The organism is Klebsiella sp. 10, from assembly GCF_018223925.1.
GTDB classification, from domain to species: Bacteria; Pseudomonadota; Gammaproteobacteria; order Enterobacterales; family Enterobacteriaceae; genus Klebsiella; species Klebsiella pneumoniae.
The window spans coordinates 312879-336242 of sequence record NZ_JAGRRB010000008.1 but is presented as its reverse complement, the minus strand read 5'-3'; the positions used below and the strand labels follow the sequence as shown (position 1 = coordinate 336242).

Below are 23364 nucleotides of genomic sequence, written 5' to 3'. Positions count from 1 at the left end.
TCTTATAACCGAGAGAAATCATTGAAAAGTGCAAGCCCCATTAACAGCACCAGCAGTATTGAGCCAATGCGATAACTAAAGTCTTGAACTCGCTCGGATACCGGCCCGCCCTTCAGCTTTTCAATCGCTAAAAACAGCAGATGTCCCCCATCCAGTACGGGTAGAGGGAACAGGTTGATGATTCCGAGGTTCACGCTAATCAGCGCCAGGAACATCAGATAATAAATCAACCCAAACTCCGCTGACATTCCAGCCCCCTGAGCGATAGAGATCGGCCCACTGAGGTTGTTCAGTTTGACATCACCGGTTATCAATTTACCCAGCATCCTGACCGTCAGCGACATCAGCTGCCAGGTTTTATCCGTGGCTTCAGCGATGGCGGCAAACGGTCCGTACTGACGTACTGTCTTGTATTCTTCAGGCAGCGGGATGACCTTTGGCACCACCCCTGCGAACCCTTCCGCCTTACCTTTCACCGTTTTCGCATCCGGCGTCAGGGTTAACGGCAGCACACTCCCCTGCCGTTCAATCTCCAGCGCCAGCGCTTTGCCCGGATTATCGCGCACCAGATTAACAAACGTCATCCACTGCGTTAACGGTTGACCATCGACTTTAACGATCCGGTCGCCCGCTTGCAAACCCGCTTTCTGGGCTGCCGATCCCGCCTGAACCTCAGCCAGCACCGTATCAATCTGCGCGCTGCGCGGCTGGATCCCCAGCGAGGTCACGGGATCTTGCTTGTCTGGCTCAAACGACCAGTGCCGCAGATCGACGATTTTATCCTGGCGCTGATTGGTCCCGAAAGGGGCGACGGTAACTATTGTTTGCGGGTTGCCGATTTTGGCCACCAGCTGCAGACGCACCGCATCCCAATCAGGCGTTTCGATACCATCTATCGCTTTAAGTTCCGTTCCTTTTGCAATTTGTGATTGCGCGGCAACCGAATTGGGCGTTATTTCACCCACCACCGGCCGCACGCCGGGAACGCCGATGATAAAGACCAGCCAGTAAGCAAAGATAGCGAAAATGAAGTTAGCGATGGGGCCGGCGGCAATCACCGCCGCACGCTGACCGACGGTTTTATTGTTGAAGGCATAGTGACGCATCTCCGGCGCCACCGCTTCAACACGCTCATCCAGCATCTTGACGTAGCCGCCCAGTGGGATCAGGGCGATGACGAACTCTGTGCCCTGCTTATCCATCCGCCGCCACAGCGCTTTGCCGAAGCCGATAGAAAAACGCTCAACCCGGATACCGCAGCAGCGCGCCACCCAAAAATGGCCAAACTCATGCACCGTAATCAGTACGCCAAGCGCAATGATAAAAGCCGCCAGATTCCAGAGCACGCTCAGCATATAACCTTCCGTCAAATCGTCCTGAAGACCAACAGTAGCAGACAGGCGAAGACCGGTACCGCCGCCGTCAGGCTGTCGATACGATCGAGAATACCACCATGTCCGGGAATCAAGTGCCCGCTATCCTTAATGCCGGCCTCGCGCTTAAACATACTTTCCGTCAGGTCGCCCAGCACCGAAGCCAGGGCCGCCACCACCGAACAGACCAGCAGCACCGTCGGCGTGACGTCAAGATGGGCCCACACGCCGTAGGCCCAGGAAATCACTGCCGCGGTCAGCAAACCGCCAAAAAAGCCCTGCCAGGTTTTACCCGGTGAGACCTTCGGCGCCAGCTTGTGCTTGCCAAACATTTTACCAAACATATAGGCGCCAGAGTCCGCGCCCCACACCAGGATCATGACGTACAGCAGCCACAGCGCGCCGCTATAGTGGTTATCGGCATAGTGCCAGGCGCGCAGCGCCAGCATGCCCCAGAAAAACGGGACGATGGTCAGAATGCCGAAGATGAGGCGCAGCACCTTAGAGTGGCGCCAGAATGCCGCCGACGCCGGGTATGAGAGCACCAGCAGTAACGCGACGATCCACCAGGCAAAAGAGGCCCATAGCGACCCTTCAACCATCGGTTGATGAACGTCATAGTGGTATTCAGGCAGCAGAAAAAGCATCGCCGCCAGCAGAAGGCCGCACAGCACCGCCAGCCAAACCCGCTGCGACGTCGAGGTAAAACCGCTCAGTTGTCCCCACTCCCAGGCGGCGAGCATACAGACCACCAGGGTGACGATAGCAAAGCCCATCGGCGGCAATAAAAACAATGCCGCAATGACGATGGGGATTAAGACGAAAGCAGATATCAGGCGATACTTCAGCAAAAGTGACCCCCATCAGGCATGACTGCCACCCGGCTCAGTGCCGCCGAAACGACGCTCTCGATTAACAAAGGCATGGAGTGCACCTTCAAAGTCCTGTTCAGCAAAATCGGGCCAAAGAACATCCGTAAAGTAAAGTTCGGCATAGGCAATTTGCCAAATCAGAAAGTTACTTATTCGGTGCTCTCCCCCGGTCCTAATAACTAAATCAACGGGAGCCAGTTCATGCATGCAGACCTGCTGACTCAGCATGTCTTCCGTGATCTGCTCAGGCAGCAGCGTCCCGTCCTGTACCTGTTTCGCCAGCAAACGAACGCCCTGGGTAATATCCCAGCGACCGCCGTAATTGGCTGCAATATTCAGCGTTAAGCCGGTATTGTTTGCGGTTAGCGCTTCCGCTTTGCGGATCCGCTCCTGCAGGCGCGCATTGAAGCGCGTGGTGTCGCCAATAATCCGCAGACGCACATTGTGTCGGTGCAGGCTTTTGACTTCGCTATCCAGCGCCCAGACGAACAGTTCCATCAGCGCACTGACTTCCTGAGCCGGACGGTTCCAGTTTTCGCTGCTGAACGCGTATAACGTTAACGCCTCAATCCCATTATTCGCCGCGAAGGAGACCGCGCGACGCACGGATTTCGCCCCGGCCTTATGCCCGAAAGCGCGAATTTTACCTTGCCGTTTCGCCCAACGGCCGTTGCCATCCATAATAATGGCGACATGACGGCAGCCATGGGTGGGCGATATTTCGCTGACAGTTTGATTAGCAGACAACATCACGCGTTTTAAGTCCATAATAAGGATTAACTAGCCACCAAACAGAGGCCACCGGGCCGCGCTGGATACGCATTTTTATCCGGTGCCGGGGCTGCAGCCAATCGCAGAGAACAACCAAAAGCTTTACGCAAAAAAGCCGTGTTTTGTCACGGCCACCGTAATCTTTAACAACAAAATGCAACGATCGGGTGGCGCAGACTATATCACCGAAGCCTTGCGCCCACAAATATCACCGCGTTACGCCTGCGCAACCAACCGCTGCAGCTGCTGGTGAGCGATTGCGCGCGCCTCGGCGTCGATAACCAGAACATCATCAATGCTTTGCGGCTCCTGCAGGTCCATCTTATCCAGCACCGCCAGGTTAACCGCCGCAATATCGGTAAAGCGGATATCGCCATGCAGAAACGCGGCAACCGACTCTTCATTAGCCGCATTCAGCGTCGTGGTCGCGGCCTGGCCGACGTCAAACGCGTCCATCGCCAGCTTCAGGCACGGATATCGCGTATAGTCCGGCGCGGAGAAGCTCAGATTGCTCAACTGACAGAAGTCCAGCGGTTTAACGCCGGAATTCAGTCGCTGCGGCCAGCCCATGGTATGGGCGATCGGCGTGCGCATATCCGGCTCCCCAAGCTGGGCCAGCACGCTGCCATCCTGATAGCGAACCATCGAGTGGATCACCGACTGCGGATGGATCAGCACTTCCATCTGCTGGGCCGAGGCGTTAAACAGCCAGCGCGCTTCAATATATTCCAGGCCTTTGTTCATCATCGTGGCCGAATCGACGGAGATCTTGCGCCCCATCGACCAGTTGGGATGACGGCAGGCCTGATCCGGGGTCATCGCCGCCAGTTCAGCCACGGCCGTCTCGCGGAAAGGCCCACCGGAGCCGGTCAGCAGGATTGACGAGACGCCATTCCGGGCAAGATCAGCGTATCCCAGATGCTGCTGAATTGTCTCCGGCATACTCTGAAAAATAGCGTTATGCTCGCTATCGACCGGTAGCAATCGCGCCCCCGACTGTTGCACCGCCTCCATGAATAAGCGACCGCAGGTCACCAGCGATTCTTTATTCGCTAACAATACCGTTTTCCCGGCGCGGATCGCCGCCAGCGTCGGCACCAGTCCCGCCGCGCCGACGATTGCCGCCATGACCTGATCGACCTCATCCAGCGCCGCGACCTCGGCCGCCGCCTGCTGGCCGCTTAGCACCTCGGTGCGACTGCCATGCTCATGCAGACCGGTGCGCAACCGCTCAGCGCTTTGCGCATCGTCCATCACCGCGTAACGGGGGGTAAATTCCAGGCATTGTTCAACCATACGGTCAACGTTTTTCCCCGCGACCAGCGCGGCGACGGAAAAGCGACCAGGGTTATGGCGCACCACGTCCAGCGTGCTACAGCCAATGGAGCCGGTCGAACCGAGAACGGTTAATTGCTTCATGAGACGTCCAGAAGAGTGGAAACAGAATAAAAAGCAAAACGCCGCCAGCAAGCCCCTACGCAGCAACTATCGGGGATGAGACGGCGGCATTAGGCCTTCAACTAAGCGCTAAAGGCTACAAGGCCAGCGGTTGCAACGCAATCCCGAGAATTGAGCGTACAGTCTTCTGTACGGCGTTTCAGATTTTACTCAGGCCAGAGCCTGTCTGGCCCGAGTAAGGGCAGAGCATTAGAACTGCATCAGTTCCGCTTCTTTGTCTGCCAGCGCCGCGTCAACTTTTTTGATGGCGGCGTCAGTCATTTTCTGCACGTCGTCCTGAGAACGGCGATCGTCATCTTCGCTGATCTCTTTTTCTTTCAGCAGCGCTTTGACTTTATCGTTGGCGTCACGGCGAACGTTACGCACGGCAACGCGCGCCTGCTCGGCTTCACCACGCACGATCTTGGTCAGGTCTTTACGACGCTCTTCGGTCAGCGGCGGCAGCGGGACACGAATATCGCTGCCGGCAGAGCTTGGGTTCAGACCGAGGTCGGAGGCCATGATCGCTTTTTCAACGGCCGCGGACATAGAACGGTCAAAGACGTTGATTTTCAGGGTACGGGAGTCTTCGACAGTGACGCTGGCCAGCTGGCGCAGCGGGGTCGGAGTACCGTAGTATTCAACAACAATCCCGTCCAGCAGGCTCGGAGAAGCACGACCCGTGCGAATTTTGCTGATTTGGTTTTTGAATGCTTCGACGCATTTTTCCATGCGGATTTCAGCATCTTTTCTGATATCGCTAATCACGTTACGAATCCTTGAAAGCTTGTCTCAGTCAGACCAGACGGGACACCCGTCGGAAAATGAGCTAAGTATAGTCAGATTTAATGAAAATCACCGGGCAATATCCCCGCGAAAGTAAAGCGGAATATTACCCGGATTTGGCGCTGACGGGAATTATTCCGTGATCAATGTGCCTTCTTTTTCGCCCATCACCACGCGACGCAGGGCGCCAGGTTTGTTCATGTTGAAGACGCGAATCGGTAATTTATGGTCACGCGCCAGGGTGAAGGCCGCCAGATCCATGACTTTCAGCTCTTTTTCCAGAACTTCGCTGTAGGTCAGCTGATCGTACATGGTGGCAGAAGGATCTTTTGCCGGGTCAGCGGTGAATACGCCGTCAACCTTAGTGGCTTTCAGCACCACATCGGCTTCAATTTCGATACCGCGCAGGCAGGCTGCGGAATCGGTGGTAAAGAACGGGTTGCCGGTACCAGCGGAGAGGATCACTACGCGGTTGTTGCGCAGCAGGCTGATCGCCTCTGCCCAGCTGTAGTTGTCGCATACGCCGTTCAGCGGAATGGCGGACATCAGACGAGCGTTCACATAGGCGCGGTGGAGCGCATCACGCATTGCCAGGCCGTTCATGACCGTTGCCAGCATGCCCATGTGGTCGCCCACAACGCGGTTCATACCCGCTTTCGCCAGACCAGCACCACGGAACAGGTTACCGCCACCAATTACTACGCCAACCTGAATACCCAGCTCAACCAGCTCTTTGATCTCCTGAGCCATGCGGTCAAGTATGCTTGCATCAATACCGAAGCCTTCTGAGCCCTGCAGCGCTTCGCCACTTAATTTCAGCAGAATACGTTTGTAGACGGGTTTTGCATTGGTAGCCATGTTTCTTTCCTGAGACTGTCAACGAATGAGATGTGTTAATTCCGGCGACATTGTATGTCGCATTTCAGCGCGGCCACTATAAGCAGTTGGCTGAATTTACAAAATGGGCGCAAAAAGAAGCCGCCCTCAGGCGGCTCCTTTTTTTAAAAATTAAGACTGCTTGGACATCGCAGCAACTTCTGCTGCAAAGTCAGTCTCAACTTTCTCAATGCCTTCGCCCACTTCAAAGCGGATGAAGCCAGTCACGTCAGCGTTGTGCTCTTTCAGCAGCTGGCCAACAGATTTGCTCGGCTCCATAACGAAAGGCTGACCAGTCAGAGAAACTTCGCCGGTGAATTTCTTCATGCGGCCTTCAACCATTTTCTCTGCGATTTCTTTCGGCTTACCGGACTGCATCGCGATGTCCAGCTGAACCTGGTACTCTTTCTCTACCACTTCAGCAGACACGTCTTCCGGCTTAACGAATTCCGGCTTGCTTGCAGCAACGTGCATTGCCAGCTGCTTAACCAGCTCTTCGTCAGCGCCTTTAGCGGCAACCAGAACGCCGATACGCGCACCGTGCTGGTAGCTGCCCAGAACGTCGCCTTCCAGAACAGCGATACGACGGATGTTGATGTTCTCGCCGATTTTAGCAACCAGCGCAACACGTTCTTCTTCGAACTGCGCTTTCAGAACTTCAACGTCGGAGATTTTACCTGCAACAGCGGCGTCCAGTACTTTGTCGGCAAATGCCTGGAAACCACCATCTTTAGCAACGAAGTCAGTCTGGCAGTTAACTTCCAGAATGTAACCGTAGTTGCCTTCGATTTTGGTTTTGATCACGCCGTCAGCAGCCACGTTGCCTGCTTTCTTCGCCGCTTTGATCGCGCCGGATTTACGCATGTTTTCGATTGCCAGCTCGATGTCGCCATTCGCTTCAGTCAGCGCTTTTTTGCAATCCATCATGCCTGCGCCAGTACGTTCGCGCAGCTCTTTTACCAGGGAAGCGGTAATTTCAGCCATTCTAAAATCCTCGGGAGATGTGGATACTGCCCGGCCAACGGCCAAACAGCGTAAATTGAAAAAAGGGGCCGATAATGGGCCCCTATTCATACACGGTACTAATAAGGGCTTAAACCTTATTATTCAGCTTCTACGAAGCTTTCTTCCGCCTGAGAAGCCAGGTCCTGAGAGCGACCTTCACGAACGGTAGCAGCAACAGCGCCCAGGTACAGGCTTACTGCGCGGATTGCATCGTCGTTACCCGGGATAACGAAGTCTACGCCGTCCGGATCAGAGTTGGTATCAACGATAGCAAATACCGGGATGCCCAGGTTGTTTGCTTCTTTGATAGCGATGTGCTCGTGGTCAGCGTCGATAACGAACAGTGCGTCCGGCAGGCCGCCCATATCTTTGATACCGCCCAGGCTGTTTTCCAGCTTGTCCAGCTCACGAGTGCGCATCAGCGCTTCTTTCTTGGTCAGCTTGTCGAAAGTACCGTCCTGGGACTGAGTTTCCAGGTCTTTCAGACGTTTGATGGACTGACGAACGGTTTTCCAGTTAGTCAGCATACCGCCCAGCCAGCGATGGTTCACGAAGAACTGATCGCAGCTCAGAGCAGCGTCTTTTACCGCTTCGCTTGCAGCGCGCTTAGTACCAACGAAAAGGATTTTACCTTTACGAGCAGCGATCTTGTTCAGTTCAGCCAGAGCTTCGTTGAACATCGGTACGGTTTTCTCAAGGTTGATGATGTGAACTTTGTTACGCGCGCCGAAGATGAAAGGCTTCATTTTCGGGTTCCAGTAACGGGTCTGGTGACCGAAGTGAACACCAGCCTTGAGCATGTCGCGCATGGAAACAGTTGCCATGTTTAAAACCTCTATAGATTAAATTGGGGTTATGCCTCCACGTATCCCATATTACCGACCCCGAAGGGCACCCCGGAATATGTGCCGATACGTGTGTGTTATTACACAAAGTGAGCTATGTCGCTTACGTCCATCCTTGTGTATCTGAGATGGAACGGAAGTCCGGCGCGCTTTATACCACAAAATCCATCCAGACACCAACTCTTGTTGACGTCGCGTGCTGTTAATGATTCTCAGTTTGGCACCAGCCTGCCCAGACTGTTACCATTGACAGGACTTACTCTATTATTGTCGAAAAAATCGACACTGCTGGACATACTCCATGGCTATCTCTATTAAGACATCTGAAGACATCGAAAAAATGCGCGTTGCCGGCCGTCTGGCCGCCGAAGTGCTGGAAATGATCGAACCCTACGTCAAACCGGGCGTCAGCACCGGCGAACTGGACCGCATCTGTAACGACTATATCGTTAACGAGCAGAAGGCCATTTCCGCCTGCCTCGGCTATCACGGCTATCCGAAATCCGTCTGCATTTCGGTCAATGAAGTGGTCTGTCACGGTATCCCTGATGACGGCAAGCTGCTGAAAGATGGCGATATCGTGAATATCGACGTGACCGTCATTAAAGATGATTTCCATGGCGATACCTCCAAAATGTTTATCGTTGGCAAACCGACGATTCTCGGCGAGCGCCTGTGCCGCATCACTCAGGAAAGCCTGTACCTGGCGCTGAAGATGGTTAAACCGGGGATCAACCTGCGCGCGATCGGCGCGGCGATCCAGAAATTTGTGGAAGCCGAAGGTTTCTCCGTGGTTCGCGAGTACTGTGGCCACGGCATCGGCCGCGGCTTCCATGAAGAGCCTCAGGTACTGCACTACGATTCGCCGGAGACCAACGTCGTACTCAAACCAGGCATGACCTTCACCATCGAGCCGATGGTCAACGCCGGTAAAAAAGAGATCCGCAGCATGAAAGACGGCTGGACGGTGAAAACCAAAGACCGGAGCTTGTCTGCGCAGTACGAGCATACTATTGTGGTGACAGACAACGGCTGCGAAATTCTGACGCTACGCAAGGATGACACCATCCCGGCGATAATCTCGCACGATGAATGATGAAAAGCCGGCGCCCGCCGGCTTTTTTATTAGATAGTTTTTTCTTATGGTGACGCGATGAGCAACTCATTACCTGACACAGCCTCCCCTCTCCTGCCCGTCCCGCCGGAACACCCGGTGAGTTGGCCCCAGGGCGATCTGAACTGTGCCGCAATCAAGGCGCACATCGATACCTTCCAGCACTGGCTGGGCGAGGCGTTTGACTCCGGCATCGTCGCGGAGCAGCTCATCGCGGCGCGCACCGAATTTATCGACCAGTTGCTGCAGCGATTATGGATCGCCTGCGGTTTTGAATCCGTCAGCGACCTGGCGCTGGTCGCCGTCGGCGGCTATGGCCGTGGCGAACTGCACCCGCTCTCAGACGTCGATCTGCTGATCCTCAGTCGTAAAAAACTGCCGGACGACCAGGCGCAAAAAGTCGGCGAACTGCTCACCTTGCTGTGGGACGTCAAGCTGGAGGTGGGCCACAGCGTACGCACCCTCGAAGAGTGCCTGCTGGAAGGTCTCTCGGATCTGACCGTTGCCACCAACTTAATCGAATCGCGCCTGCTGATCGGCGACGTCGCGCTGTTCCTTGAACTGCAAAAACATATTTTTAGCGACGGCTTCTGGCCATCGGAAAAGTTCTTCGCCGCCAAGGTCGAAGAGCAGAACGTCCGTCATCAGCGCTATCATGGCACCAGCTATAACCTCGAGCCGGACGTGAAAAGCAGCCCCGGCGGCTTGCGCGATATCCATACGCTACAGTGGGTGGCTCGCCGCCATTTCGGCGCCACCTCAATGGATGAGATGGTCGGCTTCGGCTTTCTGACCGAAGCCGAGCGCAATGAACTCAATGAGTGTCTGCATCAGCTGTGGCGCATCCGTTTCGCGCTGCATCTCGAACTCACGCGCTATGACAACCGTCTGCTTTTCGACCGCCAGCTCAGCGTGGCCCGCCGGCTAGGCTATGAAGGCGACGGCAACCAGCCGATTGAGCATATGATGAAGGACTTCTTCCGCGTTACCCGCCGGGTGAGCGAGCTGAATCAGATGCTGCTTCAGCTGTTTGAGGAGGCTATCCTCGCCCTGACCGAGGATGAAAAACCACGCCCGATCGATGATGATTTCCAGCTGCGCGGCACCCTTATCGATCTGCGTGACGACACGCTGTTTATTCGCGAACCGCAGGCCATTCTGCGCATGTTTTATATCATGGTGCGCAACAGCACCATCACCGGCATCTACTCAACGACGTTGCGCCATCTGCGCCACGCCCGCCGTCATCTCACCCAGCCGCTGTGCTATATCCCGGAGGCGCGCACGCTCTTTCTTAGTATGCTGCGCCATCAGGGGGCGGTAAGTCGCGGGCTGCTGCCGATGCATCGCCACAGCGTACTGTGGGCCTATATGCCGCAGTGGTCGCATATCGTCGGCCAGATGCAGTTCGACCTGTTTCACGCCTACACCGTCGATGAACACACCGTCCGGGTGATGCTCAAGCTGGAAAGCTTTGCCAAAGAAGAAACCCGCAGCCGCCACCCGCTGTGCGTGGAGCTGTGGCCGCGCTTAACGCACCCGGAGCTGATCTTAATTGCCGCCCTGTTCCACGACATCGCCAAAGGGCGCGGCGGCGACCACTCGATCCTCGGCGCGCAGGATGTGCTGAAGTTTGCCGAGCTGCACGGGCTGAACTCGCGCGAAACGCAGCTGGTCGCCTGGCTGGTGCGTCACCACCTGCTGATGTCGGTCACCGCCCAGCGGCGCGATATTCAGGATCCGGAGGTGATTAAGCAGTTCGCCGAGGAGGTGCAAACGGAAAATCGTCTGCGCTATCTGGTGTGTCTGACCGTCGCCGATATCTGCGCCACCAACGAAACCTTGTGGAACAGCTGGAAGCAGAGCCTGCTGCGTGAACTCTATTTCGCCACCGAGAAGCAGCTGCGTCGCGGCATGCAAAGCACCCCGGACATGCGCGAACGAGTGCGTCACCATCAGCTGCAGGCGCTGGCCCTGCTGCGGATGGACAATATTAATGAAGAGGCGCTGCATCAGATCTGGAACCGCTGCCGCGCCAACTATTTCGTGCGACATACGCCGACGCAGCTCGCCTGGCACGCCCGCAACCTGCTGCGCCACGATCTGAATAAACCGATGATCCTGCTGAGCTCGCAGGCTACCCGCGGTGGTACGGAGATTTTTATCTGGAGCCCGGATCGCCCTTACCTGTTCGCCGCGGTGTGTGGCGAACTTGACCGTCGCAACCTCAGCGTCCACGACGCGCAGATCTTCACCACCCGCGACGGTATGGCGATGGATACCTTTATCGTCCTTGAGCCCGACGGCAGCCCCCTTTCCGCCGACCGCCACGAGGCGATCCGCCAGGGGCTGGAGCAGACCATCACTCAGCGCAGCTGGCAGCCTCCGGCCCCGCGTCGTCAGGCGGCAAAGCTACGCCATTTTTCCGTGGACACCGAGGTGAATTTCCTGCCGACCCATACCGACCGAAAATCGTTTCTGGAGCTGATAGCGCTCGACCAGCCCGGGCTGCTCGCCCGCGTCGGGCAGGTGTTCGCCGACCTCGGGATATCGCTTCACGGGGCGCGAATTACGACAATTGGTGAGCGAGTAGAAGATTTATTTATAATCGCCACCGCCGACCGGCGTGCCCTTAATAATGAGCTGCAACAAGAAGTGCAACAACGGTTGACAGCGGCCCTCAATCCAAACGATAAAGGGTGACGTATTTTTTTTAGTGAATGGAAAGAAACAATGCAGCAGTTACAGAACGTTATTGAGTCCGCTTTCGAGCGTCGCGCCGACATTACGCCGGCTAATGTGGATACCGTGACCCGCGAAGCGGTTAACCAGGTTATCGCCCTTCTTGATTCCGGCGCGCTGCGCGTCGCTGAGAAGATCGACGGTCAGTGGGTAACGCATCAGTGGCTGAAGAAGGCGGTACTGCTCTCTTTCCGTATTAACGATAACCAGGTTATCGATGGTGCGGAAAGCCGCTACTTCGATAAAGTGCCGATGAAATTCGCTGACTACGACGAAGCGCGTTTCCAGAAAGAAGGTTTCCGCGTGGTACCGCCGGCCGCCGTGCGCCAGGGCGCGTTCATCGCCCGCAACACTGTGCTGATGCCGTCCTACGTTAACATCGGCGCCTACGTTGACGAAGGCACCATGGTTGATACCTGGGCCACCGTCGGCTCCTGCGCACAGATCGGTAAAAACGTGCATCTGTCCGGCGGTGTCGGCATCGGTGGCGTACTGGAGCCGCTGCAGGCGAACCCGACCATCATCGAAGATAACTGCTTCATCGGCGCGCGCTCTGAAGTGGTTGAAGGGGTGATTGTCGAAGAAGGCTCCGTCATCTCCATGGGCGTTTACCTCGGTCAGAGCACCAAAATCTACGATCGCGAAACCGGCGAAGTCTTCTACGGCCGCGTACCGGCTGGCTCGGTGGTGGTCTCAGGCAACCTGCCGTCGAAAGATGGTAAATACAGCCTGTACTGCGCGGTGATTGTGAAGAAAGTCGATGCCAAAACCCGCGGCAAGGTCGGCATTAACGAGCTGCTGCGCACCATCGACTAAAGCAAATAAAAAGCGGGAGATATCCCGCTTTTTTTATATTTGATGCTGGCGAAAATGGATTTTTTCGTTAATTATTCAATGGTTATGATGCTATCAAAGGTACCGTTATGTACGATAATCTGAAAAGTCTTGGCATTACCAACCCTGATGAGATCGATCGCTATAGCCTGCGGCAGGAAGCTAACAACGACATTCTGAAAATCTATTTTCAGAAAGACAAAGGCGAATTCTTCGCCAAGAGCGTGAAGTTCAAATATCCGCGTCAGCGCAAAACCGTCGTCGCCGACGGCGTCGGCCAGGGCTACAAAGAGGTCCAGGAGATCAGCCCCAATCTGCGCTACGTTATCGACGAGCTGGATCAGATCTGCCAGCGCGATCGCACTGAAATCGATCTCAAGCGTAAAATCCTCGACGATTTACGCCATCTGGAAAGCGTGGTCACCAATAAGATCAGCGAAATCGAAGCCGATCTGGAAAAGCTCACCCGTAAGTAAGAGCATCCCGGCGGCGCGTTGCCTGGCCGGGCTGGTGGTCTCTATCCACTCCAGACAGCATGCATCGTCCAGGCCGGGTATGGCGCGTCGCTGCCCGGCATTTTTTTGCCTCCACGTCTTAGCGTTGTTCGTCCAGCTGCAGCGCGATATACAGCAGCAGCCTGTCGTCAAAGCTACCGAGATCCAGGCCGGTCAGCTCCGAGATACGGTTCAACCGGTACTCCAGCGTATTGCGATGAATAAACAGCGCCTTTGACGTCGCCAGCGGCTGCACGTTATGGCGAAACCACGCCTGCAGCGTCCGCCGCAGCAGCCCGTTGTTGTCCATGGCCTTCAAACGCGCCAGCGGACGGGCCAGCTCATTGGCCTGCCAGCCGCCGCGCAGGCTGTCGAGCAGCACCGGCAGCATCAGATCCTGATAGAAATAACTGCGGCTCTCCGGCATCCGCTGCTTGCCAACCATCATCGTCGTGCGTGCGGTACGGTAAGAGCGGGCGATACTTCCTGGGCCGGTGAAGAAGTTGCCCAGCGCCACGCGAAAGCGCAGCTGGCCATTCTCTTTCATCCTGGCGATAAGCTGCTCGACGCGCCGGACGTGATCGTCAGCGTCCCAGCGGCCAAAGCTGTTCAGCGCCGGTTTCAGCACCACCATTTCCGTGAGCGAGACAATGGCCACCAGATTATTGCGATCGGGGGTGGTCAGCGCGTTCTGTAACTGTTGCAGTTCCGCCATCGCGCTGTCCACGCCGAGCTGACCGCTGTCTACCTCAATCATCGCCACCACGCGCGGCTGATTGAGATCGATGCCTAAACGCTGAGCCCATTCGTTCAGCGCCGGGGTATGCTCTTCCGCCTGAATCAGGTTCATCACCAGCTCTTCGCGCAGACGGCTGTCCTGGGCCAGGAGATGCATCAGCCGCGACTGCTCCAGCATCATCTCTGCTGTCATGCACACCAGCTCGCCATATTTTCGCAGCGACTCCGGCTCGCCGGTCAGGCCGATCACCCCGACGATCTCCCCCTCCAGGCGCAGCGGCAGGTTAATCCCCTGGCGAACCCCGTGCAGATGGCGAGCGACCGCGTCGTCGATATCCACCACCCGCCCCTGGGAGAGGACCAGCAGCGCGCCTTCGTGCAATTCACCAATCCTTTCCCGATCGCCGCTGCCGATGATCCGCCCGCGGGCATCCATCACGTTGATATTGGTATCGATGATGCGCATGGTCCGCGCCACAATATCCTGCGCCATTTTGGTATCAAGATGCCAGCCAGCCATGTAGTCCTCCCCTTTGCTGGGCACCAGCATAAAAGAGTCATCGTCGCGCTGCATTGTGCATTTGCACTAAGCCGGGGTGAGATATGTGGAGTTGTGGGGGCGGTCACAGAACGAAAAAAGCCCCTGCCCTCGGCGAGGGAAGGGGCTGGGAAGCGAGCGCTGGCGGTTACTGCAACAGCAGATAGATAGAGGCGTCGCCGCGCTGAATGTTCAGCGCCAGTACGGACGGTTTGGCGTCGAAGATTTTCCGCAGATCGGCGATGTTTTTCACCGGCTGCTGATTCGCCCCGACGATGACGTCGCCTTTCTTGAGGCCAATCTGTGCCGCCGGGGTACCGGCTTTCACATTATTGACCACCACGCCCTTATCCTGACCCTTATTGCTCATTTCCGCCCCTTCAATCCCGTTGAAGATGGTGCTGGAGTCAACCTGGGTCTGGTTGCTCTGCTGCAGTTCGACGGTCACGGTCACCGGTTTGCCGTCGCGCAGCAGACCAAGCTCAACTTTGCTGCCGATAGGCATGGTGCCGACCTGGGCACGCAACGCGGCGAAGCTGCTGATCGCTTTCCCGTTGAGGGAGGTGATGACATCGCCGGCTTTAATGCCCGCTTTCGCGGCCGCCGAACCTGGCATTACCTGGCTGACGAAGGCCCCGCGCTGGGCATCGACTTTCATCGCTTTCGCCAGCTCAGAGTTCAGTTCGGTGCCCATAATGCCGAGCTCACCGCGTTTCACCTGGCCATATTTCACCATCTGCTCGGTCAGGTTTTTCACCATGTTGCTCGGGATAGCAAAACCGATACCGATGTTGCCGCCGTCCGGCGCCAGAATGGCGGTGTTGATACCGATCAGCTCGCCGTTGAGGTTCACCAGCGCGCCGCCGGAGTTCCCGCGGTTAATCGCCGCATCGGTCTGGATAAAGTTTTCGTAGTTTTCCACGTTGAGGCCGCTACGGCCCAGCGCGGAGACAATCCCGGAGGTCACGGTTTCGCCCAGACCGAACGGGTTGCCGATAGCCACGGTGTAATCACCGACGCGCAGCGCATCGGAGTCGGCAAGCTTAATCGCCGTCAGGTTTTTTGGATCCTGAATCTGAATCAGCGCGATATCAGAGCGCGGATCTTTGCCGACGACTTTGGCATCAAACTTACGGCCATCGCTCAGCTGAACCTTAATCGTGGTGGCGTTGTCCACGACGTGGTTGTTGGTCACCACATACCCTTTGGCGGCATCAATGATGACGCCGGAGCCCAGCGCCATAAATTTCTGCTGCTGGCCGCCGTCAGGCTGACCGCCCTGTCCGCCGCCCTGGCAAAACGGCGAACTCTGGAAAGGAGAACCATCCTGGCAGAACGGCGAATTATCGCCAAAGAACTGCTGGAAGTTACGTGGCATCCGTGGGGTATTAACGGTGGTGCTACCTTCAACGTTAATGCTCACCACCGACGGCATCACCTTCTCCAGCATCGGGGCCAGGCTTGGCATCTGCTGTGCATTAGTGGCCGAAGATGCCGTTTCTGCCGCGCTCGCAGAGAGCGGGGACAACGCCAGACCTAAACTCAGAGCCAGTGCACTCATTGCTAACGTGGTTTTTTTCATCAGTTTCAATCTCAATATCAGGTAACGAAAGTTGCTGTGTACGTGACTATCAGAGTCATTTTATAACGCTAAGTTCCGGAATTAAGTTTCTGGAAAAAGTAAAAATTTATTGTCCATCTTTACAAAACTCCAGCCTATTCCACCGCCATGAGTCGCCGATATTCATCCCACGCATACAAATCCGTCATCCCGCTGATATAGTCCTGAATCAGACGGCAGCGATAATAGTATTCCATCAGCGCAAATTCGGGCGCCGTACGCGCCAGTTTATTTACCGCTTCAACATAGGCCAGCCGGTGACGGGTCGAAAGTTTCTGATACAGCCGGGAGGCAATGGGTAAACGTCGTACCCGCTCCTGCGCTACTAATTCGCTGAAATCCTCCAGCGATAATTTCAGCAGCGGCTGATAGATATCCAACAGGCCGCTGATCACCCGGTAGCCCTGCAATTCCAGCTGCTCAACATCCGGATGGCTAAAGACCTGTTTCATCGCCACATTTTTATAGAGCTCCAGTAGCTGACTGCAATCGCTGTCGTCCTCCAGCAACGCATGATTAAAGTCCCCCGTGAAGATTGCCGGCAGGTTGTCAATAAATCGGCGCGCCGCGTAGGGCACCAGCTTATTCAGCGTATTCACCCGCAAATACATAAAAAACTGATCTTCCGCGCTCTGCTTCAGATAATTGGCTCGCGATTTCTCCCAGGCATTTTCTACTACCTGCGAAAATAACGAGCCTTTTTCATGACTGCCCCAGGCGTCGTAAAGATGCTGATAGAGCTGTTCTGCGCTAAAAATACGTTTTTCCACCGCGTCCTCGAGATCCGCGACGCAATATGAGATGTCATCCGCAGCCTCCATAATCCAGGTTAATGGAAACCGATTGTAAGGCGCGAGATCCAGTTCTTTACGCAAACGCGCGACATACTCTTCTTCGGCTAAATAATAGCCAGGTTTCTTCATTAAATAACTGTGGCTGGCCGGCGTCTCCTCAGACCACCACGCCGGACGAGTATATTTCAGGATACATCCCACCTGCGCCCAGGTCAGGTTCATACGCATTAGCGTATGGACCAGACGAATGCCCTGCGCGTTGCCCTCAAAGCTGCAGAGATCCTGGCGCACTTTACGGCGCAGCGCATTAAGCGATGTCTCTCCGTCATGCAGGCGTAAGGCCTGCACTTCGCAGCGATCGTCGGTCAGCGGCTGCCCGAGCGCATCGCCGGGCGCCAGGCGCTGACGGAACCAGTCGTTAATCGCCGCTTCGCCAAAATGGCCAAACGGGGGATTGCCGATATCGTGCATCAGGCAGGCCATCTCAACCACGCTCTCGAATGGCCCGGTCAGCTCTTCCAGGCCATACTCTTCCAGCAGCCTCAGCTCTTTCAGCCGGCTCAGCACCTCTTTGGCGATATAGCGCCCCACCTGCTGCACCTCCAGCGAGTGGGTCAGGCGAGTGCGCACCGCCGCGTTGCGCTCGAGCGGGAAGACCTGAGTTTTTTGCTGCAGGCGGCGGATTGCCGGCGAGTTGACGATCCGTCCCCGATCGCTTTCAAAGATCCGCAGGATGTCGCGCTCCGTCTCCACCCGCGGCGGCGAACGGAAGCGTCGACGCCAGTTTATCTTGTTGCGAAAATCAATCTTTGCCATAGCCTCTCCCGCGCGAGCAATACGCTTCCCCTTAAGCGCATGATAGACTATGCAACTAAACCTGACACATCGCGAGTAAATCTATGAAAATTGGCATTATTGGCGCTATGGAAGAGGAAGTTACCCTTCTGCGCGACAAAATCGAAAACCGCCAGACCATCACCATTGGCGGAAGCGAAATCTATACCGGCCAACTTCACGGCGTTGACGTCGCTCTGCTGAAGTCTGGTATCGGAAAAGTAGCGGCGGCGATGGGCGCGACCCTGCTGCTGGAGCGCTGCCAGCCTGACGTGATCATTAATACCGGTTCTGCCGGCGGCCTGGCGTCGACGCTGAAGGTCGGCGATATCGTCGTCTCCGATGAAGCGCGCTACCACGACGCCGACGTCACCGCCTTCGGCTATGAATACGGCCAGCTCCCTGGCTGCCCGGCGGGTTTTAAGGCGGATGAAAAACTGGTGGCCGCCGCAGAGAGCTGCATTAAAGCGTTAGATCTCAACGCCGTTCGCGGCCTTATCGTTAGCGGGGATGCCTTCATTAACGGCTCTGTCGGTCTGGCGAAGATCCGCCATAATTTCCCGCAGGCGATCGCCGTGGAAATGGAAGCGACCGCCATCGCCCACGTCTGCCATAACTTTAAGGTTCCCTTCGTGGTAGTTCGCGCTATCTCCGACGTGGCCGACCAGCAGTCCCACCTCAGCTTTGAGGAGTTCCTTGCGGTCGCCGCCAGACAGTCCACCCTGATGGTGGAGAATCTGGTACAGAACCTGGCACGTGGCTAAGTCGCTATCCTTCGCGCTTGCCGCGCTGCTGTTACTCGCCCCGGCGTGGCTGCTGGCCGCGCCGCGGGTGATCACCCTCTCCCCCGCCAATACCGAACTGGCCTTTGCCGCCGGGATCACGCCGGTCGGCGTCAGCAGCTATTCCGATTATCCTTCGCAGGCCAAAACGATCGAACAGGTTGCCAGCTGGCAGGGAATGAACCTGGAACGCATCGTGGCGCTCAAGCCAGACGTGGTGCTGGCCTGGCGCGGGGGCAATGCCGAACGCCAGGTTAACCAGCTGCAGTCTCTGGGTATTCACGTCCTGTGGGTACAGACCTCGACCATAGAAGAGATCATCGCTACCCTGCGTGAGCTGGCGCAGTGGAGCCCGCAGCCGGAAAAAGCACAGCAGGCGGCGCAGGCGATGCAGCAGGAATACGATGCGTTGAAAGCGCGCTATGCCAACGCGCCGAAGAAACGCGTCTTCCTGCAGTTCGGCTCCGCACCGCTGTTCACCAGCGGCCCCGGTTCGATTCAGGATCAGGTGCTAAGGCTTTGCGGCGGCGAGAATATCTTCGCCACCAGCCGCGTTCCCTGGCCGCAGGTGAGCCGCGAACAGGTGCTGACCCGCCAGCCGCAGGCGATCGTGGTGACCGGGGATGCCAGCCGCATTGCCGAAGCGCAGCGCTTTTGGCAACATCAGCTCACCATTTCGTTGATTGCGTTACACAGCGACTGGTTTGAACGCGCCGGCCCACGTATTATCCTCGCCGCCAAACAACTTTGTGCGGCGCTTGACCAGGTAAAATAATCATCCGGCACACCGGATGTTCAGTGGGAATCAACGATGCTTGTCTATTGGCTGGATATTATTGGCACAGCTGTCTTCGCGATCTCCGGCGTACTGCTGGCCGGAAAACTGCGTATGGACCCATTCGGCGTGCTGGTGTTAGGGGTAGTGACGGCGGTAGGCGGCGGGACCATCCGCGACATGGCGCTGGCGAATGGCCCGGTATTCTGGGTCAAAGATCCCACCGATCTGGTGGTGGCGATGGTCACCAGCATGCTGACCATCCTGCTGGTCCGCCAGCCTCGCCGGCTGCCGAAATGGATCCTGCCCGTTCTTGATGCCGTCGGTCTGGCGGTGTTTGTCGGCATTGGCGTCAATAAAGCTTTTCTCGCTGGCAGCGGCCCGCTGGTCGCGGTGTGCATGGGGGTGGTGACCGGCGTCGGCGGCGGGATTATTCGCGACGTGCTGGCGCGGGAAATTCCTATGATTCTGCGTACCGAAATCTACGCCACCGCCTGTATCGTCGGCGGTATTGTCCACGCCACGGCACACGACACCTTTCATCTCCCGCTGGAGAATTCGGCAATGATGGGGATGGTGGTCACCCTGGTAATTCGTCTGGCGGCTATTCGCTGGCATCTGAAGCTGCCGACGTTTGCCCTGGACGATAACGGTCGGTAATAAAAGCAAAACGGTAACCTTAAGGTTACCGTTTTTAGGGTTTGCTCCCTCCCGCTGGGGGAGAACTCGCTTTAAACGCTGAACGAGGAGCCGCAGCCGCAGGTGCTTTTCGCGTTCGGATTGGTCACGATAAAGCGCGAACCTTCCAGCCCTTCGGTATAGTCGACCGAGCCGCCGACCAGATACTGCAGGCTCATCGGGTCAACCACCAGGCCGACGCCCTGTTTCTCAATGGTCATATCCCCTTCGTTCACCTGATCGTCAAAGGTGAAGCCATACTGGAAACCGCTGCAACCGCCGCCGGTGATATACACGCGCAGTTTCAGGTTCGGATTATCTTCATCCGCAATCAGGTGTTTTACTTTATTGGCTGCGGCTTCGGTAAACTCCAGCGGCAACGCTACGTCATCACTCATTTTCTGCTCCCATTGATACTTCCGGCCGGTTAAAGAATAACCGGACCTTTTGAGCCATTATCTAATACCCTGGTAAATCGTTCAAGTATTCTCCCGGGGAGCCTGCTGCGCTTTTGCCGCCTGCTCGGCTTCCTGCTTCGCCAGAGTACGCTGCAGAATGGTCGAATACAAAGGCTTACCGCCGAGGAATTGCGCCAGTAGTGTTGCGCCAAGGCAGGTAATAATCATTGGCAAAATGAGCTGATAGTTATCGGTCATCTCCAGCACCAGCACGATCCCGGTCAGCGGCGCACGCACCGAGGCGGCGAGCAGCGCCCCCATACCGGCAATCGCGAAGGTGCCGGCATCGAGATGGTAGGCCGGAAACAGCGGAATAGCCGCCATGCCGAACGCCGTGCCCAGCAGCGTGCCGAGCGCCAATATAGGCGCGAAAATGCCCCCTGGCGCGCCGGAAGAGAAGCAGATCAGCGTGGTCACCACGCGGGCAATAAAGATAAACAGCAGCAGTCCGACGGAGAAGTTACCGGCAGCGGCGATAGGGATCAAGTTAAAGCCACCGCCCACCGCGGAGGGCTGCATCAGCCCCAGCAGACCGCAGAGCCCGCCGATTAATCCGCCAATCAACACCCATTTTTTGATGTTGCCGCCGTGGATGCGCTGGAACAGATCCTGAGTGCGCAGCACCAGAAAATTAAACAGCGGGCCAAAGCAGCCAAACAGCATGCCCAGCACCAGATACAGCCATAGGGTATTTACCGGGGCGTTGCTTAGTTTACCCACCTCAATGATCGCCGCTTCGCCGTTGAAAATGCGAAACACAATGCTCGACATGATCACGCCGGTAAACACCGCTTTAATGGAGATCAGATTGTAGCGGAACTGCGGGCGCATCTCTTCGATGATAAACAGAATACCGGCCAGCGGCGCATTAAAGGCCGCCGAAAGCCCCGACGCCGCACCGGTCGCCAACAGCGTATGCCGCGCTTCCGGACTGCGCATGCGGAAAACGTCCAGCACCATGCGCCCAATGTTGCCGCCAAGCTGTACCATCGGTCCTTCACGACCCAGCACCATCCCGGCGCCAAGGGTCCCCATGCCGCCAACGAATTTCACCGGCAGCACGCGCCACCAGCGCACCGGCCGCAGCTCCTCCAGCGCGCCCTCAATTTCCGGAATCCCGGAGCCGCCGGCCTCCGGCGCAAAGCGACGCACCAGAAAATAGCCGACCATCGCCAGCAGCGCCGACAGGATAAACGCCAGCGGCCAGACCAGATACCAGTGGTCCGCCACCTGCGCCAGCGCGCCGATCCGCTGGTTCTGCACCCAGTTCACGCTCTTTTCAAAGGCGACGCCCACCAGCCCCGCCAGCGTGCCGACCACTGCCGCCATAAACAGCACCGCCAGCGGCGTTTTATCGCGTTGAATCAGACGGCGCACCGCATCGCCGCGACGCACCCGCACAAACTGATGTGCTTCAAAAGAGGGAGTTTCTGCTTTCATGCCGTTATCAATTATTGGTAATACAAATGAAGAGAGCGGCATTTTAGCCGTCCCGGCGCGCTGCGTCGTCAAAAAAATGCCCTTGCGGCACATTGTTTCAATTGGGCAAAACTTTCATAACCATCCTGGAATAACTTAGAATAGCCGATAAAACATTTTTCACGAACCAGGACCCTGGCCATGAGCAAATCTGAAAATCTGTACCACGCTGCGCGCGAACTGATCCCCGGCGGCGTTAACTCGCCGGTGCGCGCTTTCACCGGCGTCGGCGGCACACCGCTGTTTATCGAACGCGCGGATGGCGCTTACCTCTATGACGTGGATGGGAAAGCCTATATCGATTATGTCGGTTCCTGGGGTCCGATGGTGCTGGGCCACAACCACCCGGCTATCCGCAATGCGGTGATCGAGGCGGCATCCCGCGGCCTGAGCTTTGGCGCGCCGACCGAAATGGAAGTGAAAATGGCGGCCCTGGTGACCGAGCTGGTGCCGACCATGGATATGGTGCGGATGGTGAACTCCGGTACCGAAGCCACCATGAGCGCCATTCGCCTGGCGCGCGGCTTCACCGGTCGCGACAAAATCATTAAGTTCGAAGGCTGCTACCACGGCCATGCCGACTGCCTGCTGGTGAAAGCCGGTTCCGGCGCGTTGACCCTCGGCCAGCCGAACTCGCCGGGCGTCCCGGCCGATTTCGCCAAACATACCCTGACCTGCACTTATAACGACCTCGCCTCGGTGCGCGCGGCGTTCGAGCAGTATCCGCAGGAGATCGCCTGCATCATCGTCGAGCCGGTGGCCGGAAATATGAACTGCATTCCGCCGCAGCCGGAATTCCTGCCGGGCCTGCGCGCCCTGTGCGACGAATTTGGCGCCCTGCTGATTATCGACGAAGTGATGACCGGCTTCCGCGTGGCGCTGGCAGGCGCTCAGGCTTACTACGGCGTGGAGCCGGATCTGACCTGTCTGGGGAAAATCATCGGCGGCGGGATGCCGGTAGGCGCCTTCGGCGGCCGCCGTGAGGTAATGGACGCTCTGGCGCCCACCGGTCCGGTCTATCAGGCGGGCACCCTCTCCGGCAACCCGATCGCCATGGCGGCTGGCTTCGCCTGCCTGAACGAAGTGGCGCAGCCGGGGGTCCATGAAACCCTGACTGAACTGACTAACCAGCTGGCGCAAGGCCTGCTGGATGCGGCGCGTGACGCTGGGATCCCGCTGGTGGTCAATAACGTCGGCGGCATGTTCGGCATCTTCTTTACCGATGCCGAAACCGTCACCTGCTATCAGGACGTGGTGAAGTGCGACGTTGAACGCTTCAAGCGCTTCTTCCATCTGATGCTGGAGGAAGGCGTGTACCTGGCGCCGTCAGCGTTTGAGGCCGGCTTTATGTCCGTGGCCCACAGCGAAGAAGATATCGACAACACCATCGACGCCGCGCGTCGGGTATTTGCCAAGCTGTAAGGTGCTTGAATGCCTGGTGGCGCAGGGATTTTCCCGGAGGAGGCGCATTGCGCCTTATCCGGGCTACCAAATCGCACAGCGCTGTAGCCCCGGTAA

General features: G+C 56.8%; 21 protein-coding genes. 8 read left to right on the top strand and 13 right to left on the bottom strand.

The features are described from left to right. Positions 1–2: 2 nt before the first annotated feature. From rseP to rpsB, 8 genes are all read right to left on the bottom strand, one after another. Positions 3–1355, bottom strand: a complete 1353-nt coding sequence (gene rseP, locus KHQ26_RS10415) for a sigma E protease regulator RseP (RefSeq protein ID WP_211777880.1) — start codon at positions 1353–1355, stop codon at positions 3–5. Between the two features lie 11 nt (positions 1356–1366). Continuing rightward, positions 1367–2224 carry a phosphatidate cytidylyltransferase gene (cdsA, locus tag KHQ26_RS10410; RefSeq protein WP_002889318.1) on the bottom strand — a complete coding sequence of 286 codons (858 nt, stop codon included), beginning with the start codon at positions 2222–2224 and terminating at the stop codon, positions 1367–1369. A 12-nt stretch (positions 2225–2236) separates the two neighbouring features. Then, the gene (gene ispU, locus KHQ26_RS10405) at positions 2237–2995 is read right to left on the bottom strand and encodes a (2E,6E)-farnesyl-diphosphate-specific ditrans,polycis-undecaprenyl-diphosphate synthase (protein WP_002889316.1); all 759 of its coding nucleotides are present in this window, start codon (positions 2993–2995) and stop codon (positions 2237–2239) included. A 237-nt stretch (positions 2996–3232) separates the two neighbouring features. Further along, a complete protein-coding gene (ispC, locus tag KHQ26_RS10400) occupies positions 3233–4435 on the bottom strand; it encodes a 1-deoxy-D-xylulose-5-phosphate reductoisomerase (RefSeq protein ID WP_020804565.1) in 1203 nt (400 codons plus the stop codon). 228 nt (positions 4436–4663) lie between these two features. Beyond that, positions 4664–5221 carry a ribosome recycling factor gene (frr, locus tag KHQ26_RS10395; RefSeq protein ID WP_002889308.1) on the bottom strand — a complete coding sequence of 186 codons (558 nt, stop codon included), beginning with the start codon at positions 5219–5221 and terminating at the stop codon, positions 4664–4666. A gap of 150 nt (positions 5222–5371) precedes the next feature. Beyond that, positions 5372–6097, bottom strand: a complete 726-nt coding sequence (gene pyrH, locus KHQ26_RS10390) for a UMP kinase (protein ID WP_002889306.1) — start codon at positions 6095–6097, stop codon at positions 5372–5374. Between the two features lie 150 nt (positions 6098–6247). Continuing rightward, on the bottom strand, positions 6248–7099 hold the full coding sequence (gene tsf / locus KHQ26_RS10385; RefSeq protein WP_004151930.1) for a translation elongation factor Ts: 852 nt from the start codon (positions 7097–7099) through the stop codon (positions 6248–6250). Between the two features lie 119 nt (positions 7100–7218). Further along, positions 7219–7944 carry a 30S ribosomal protein S2 gene (gene rpsB, locus KHQ26_RS10380; RefSeq protein WP_002889299.1) on the bottom strand — a complete coding sequence of 242 codons (726 nt, stop codon included), beginning with the start codon at positions 7942–7944 and terminating at the stop codon, positions 7219–7221. Positions 7945–8266: 322 nt separating this feature from the next. Between rpsB and map the strand changes: the two genes are divergently transcribed. The 4 genes from map (at position 8267) to KHQ26_RS10360 (ending at position 13131) form a co-directional block, all read left to right on the top strand. Further along, entirely contained in the window at positions 8267–9061 is a 795-nt protein-coding gene (gene map / locus KHQ26_RS10375; RefSeq protein WP_004212705.1) for a type I methionyl aminopeptidase, read from the top strand. Positions 9062–9118: 57 nt separating this feature from the next. Beyond that, on the top strand, positions 9119–11782 hold the full coding sequence (glnD, locus tag KHQ26_RS10370) for a bifunctional uridylyltransferase/uridylyl-removing protein GlnD (protein WP_004151931.1): 2664 nt from the start codon (positions 9119–9121) through the stop codon (positions 11780–11782). Between the two features lie 30 nt (positions 11783–11812). Then, positions 11813–12637, top strand: coding sequence for a 2,3,4,5-tetrahydropyridine-2,6-dicarboxylate N-succinyltransferase (gene dapD, locus KHQ26_RS10365; RefSeq protein ID WP_002889295.1), 825 nt, complete (start codon positions 11813–11815; stop codon positions 12635–12637). 107 nt (positions 12638–12744) lie between these two features. After that, entirely contained in the window at positions 12745–13131 is a 387-nt protein-coding gene (locus KHQ26_RS10360; RefSeq protein WP_002889292.1) for a DUF3461 family protein, read from the top strand. Positions 13132–13249: 118 nt separating this feature from the next. Here the strand turns inward: KHQ26_RS10360 and cdaR are convergent, their stop codons facing one another. The 3 genes from cdaR to dgt form a co-directional block, all read right to left on the bottom strand. Then, a complete protein-coding gene (gene cdaR / locus KHQ26_RS10355) occupies positions 13250–14407 on the bottom strand; it encodes a DNA-binding transcriptional regulator CdaR (protein ID WP_002889289.1) in 1158 nt (385 codons plus the stop codon). Positions 14408–14573: 166 nt separating this feature from the next. Then, complete coding sequence (degP, locus tag KHQ26_RS10350) at positions 14574–16007, bottom strand: serine endoprotease DegP (RefSeq protein WP_004145870.1); 1434 nt, start codon at positions 16005–16007, stop codon at positions 14574–14576. Positions 16008–16141: 134 nt separating this feature from the next. After that, positions 16142–17656, bottom strand: coding sequence for a dGTPase (dgt, locus tag KHQ26_RS10345; protein WP_004145871.1), 1515 nt, complete (start codon positions 17654–17656; stop codon positions 16142–16144). A gap of 83 nt (positions 17657–17739) precedes the next feature. On the opposite strand from dgt, the gene mtnN reads away from it, so the two are divergent. From mtnN to KHQ26_RS10330, 3 genes are read left to right on the top strand one after another with little or no spacing between them, the layout of a single operon-like run. Next, positions 17740–18438, top strand: coding sequence for a 5'-methylthioadenosine/S-adenosylhomocysteine nucleosidase (gene mtnN / locus KHQ26_RS10340; protein ID WP_002889282.1), 699 nt, complete (start codon positions 17740–17742; stop codon positions 18436–18438). Next, complete coding sequence (btuF, locus tag KHQ26_RS10335; protein ID WP_020804557.1) at positions 18431–19231, top strand: vitamin B12 ABC transporter substrate-binding protein BtuF; 801 nt, start codon at positions 18431–18433, stop codon at positions 19229–19231. Before mtnN ends, btuF begins: the two co-directional genes overlap by 8 nt. 36 nt (positions 19232–19267) lie before the next feature. Beyond that, entirely contained in the window at positions 19268–19891 is a 624-nt protein-coding gene (locus KHQ26_RS10330; RefSeq protein WP_002889277.1) for a TRIC cation channel family protein, read from the top strand. Between the two features lie 71 nt (positions 19892–19962). Here the strand turns inward: KHQ26_RS10330 and erpA are convergent, their stop codons facing one another. Further along, complete coding sequence (gene erpA / locus KHQ26_RS10325) at positions 19963–20307, bottom strand: iron-sulfur cluster insertion protein ErpA (protein ID WP_002889275.1); 345 nt, start codon at positions 20305–20307, stop codon at positions 19963–19965. A gap of 81 nt (positions 20308–20388) precedes the next feature. Then, positions 20389–21807 carry a H(+)/Cl(-) exchange transporter ClcA gene (gene clcA / locus KHQ26_RS10320; protein WP_032411169.1) on the bottom strand — a complete coding sequence of 473 codons (1419 nt, stop codon included), beginning with the start codon at positions 21805–21807 and terminating at the stop codon, positions 20389–20391. Positions 21808–21987: 180 nt separating this feature from the next. Between clcA and hemL the strand changes: the two genes are divergently transcribed. Beyond that, positions 21988–23268 carry a glutamate-1-semialdehyde 2,1-aminomutase gene (hemL, locus tag KHQ26_RS10315; RefSeq protein WP_002889272.1) on the top strand — a complete coding sequence of 427 codons (1281 nt, stop codon included), beginning with the start codon at positions 21988–21990 and terminating at the stop codon, positions 23266–23268. Positions 23269–23364 lie beyond the last annotated feature (96 nt).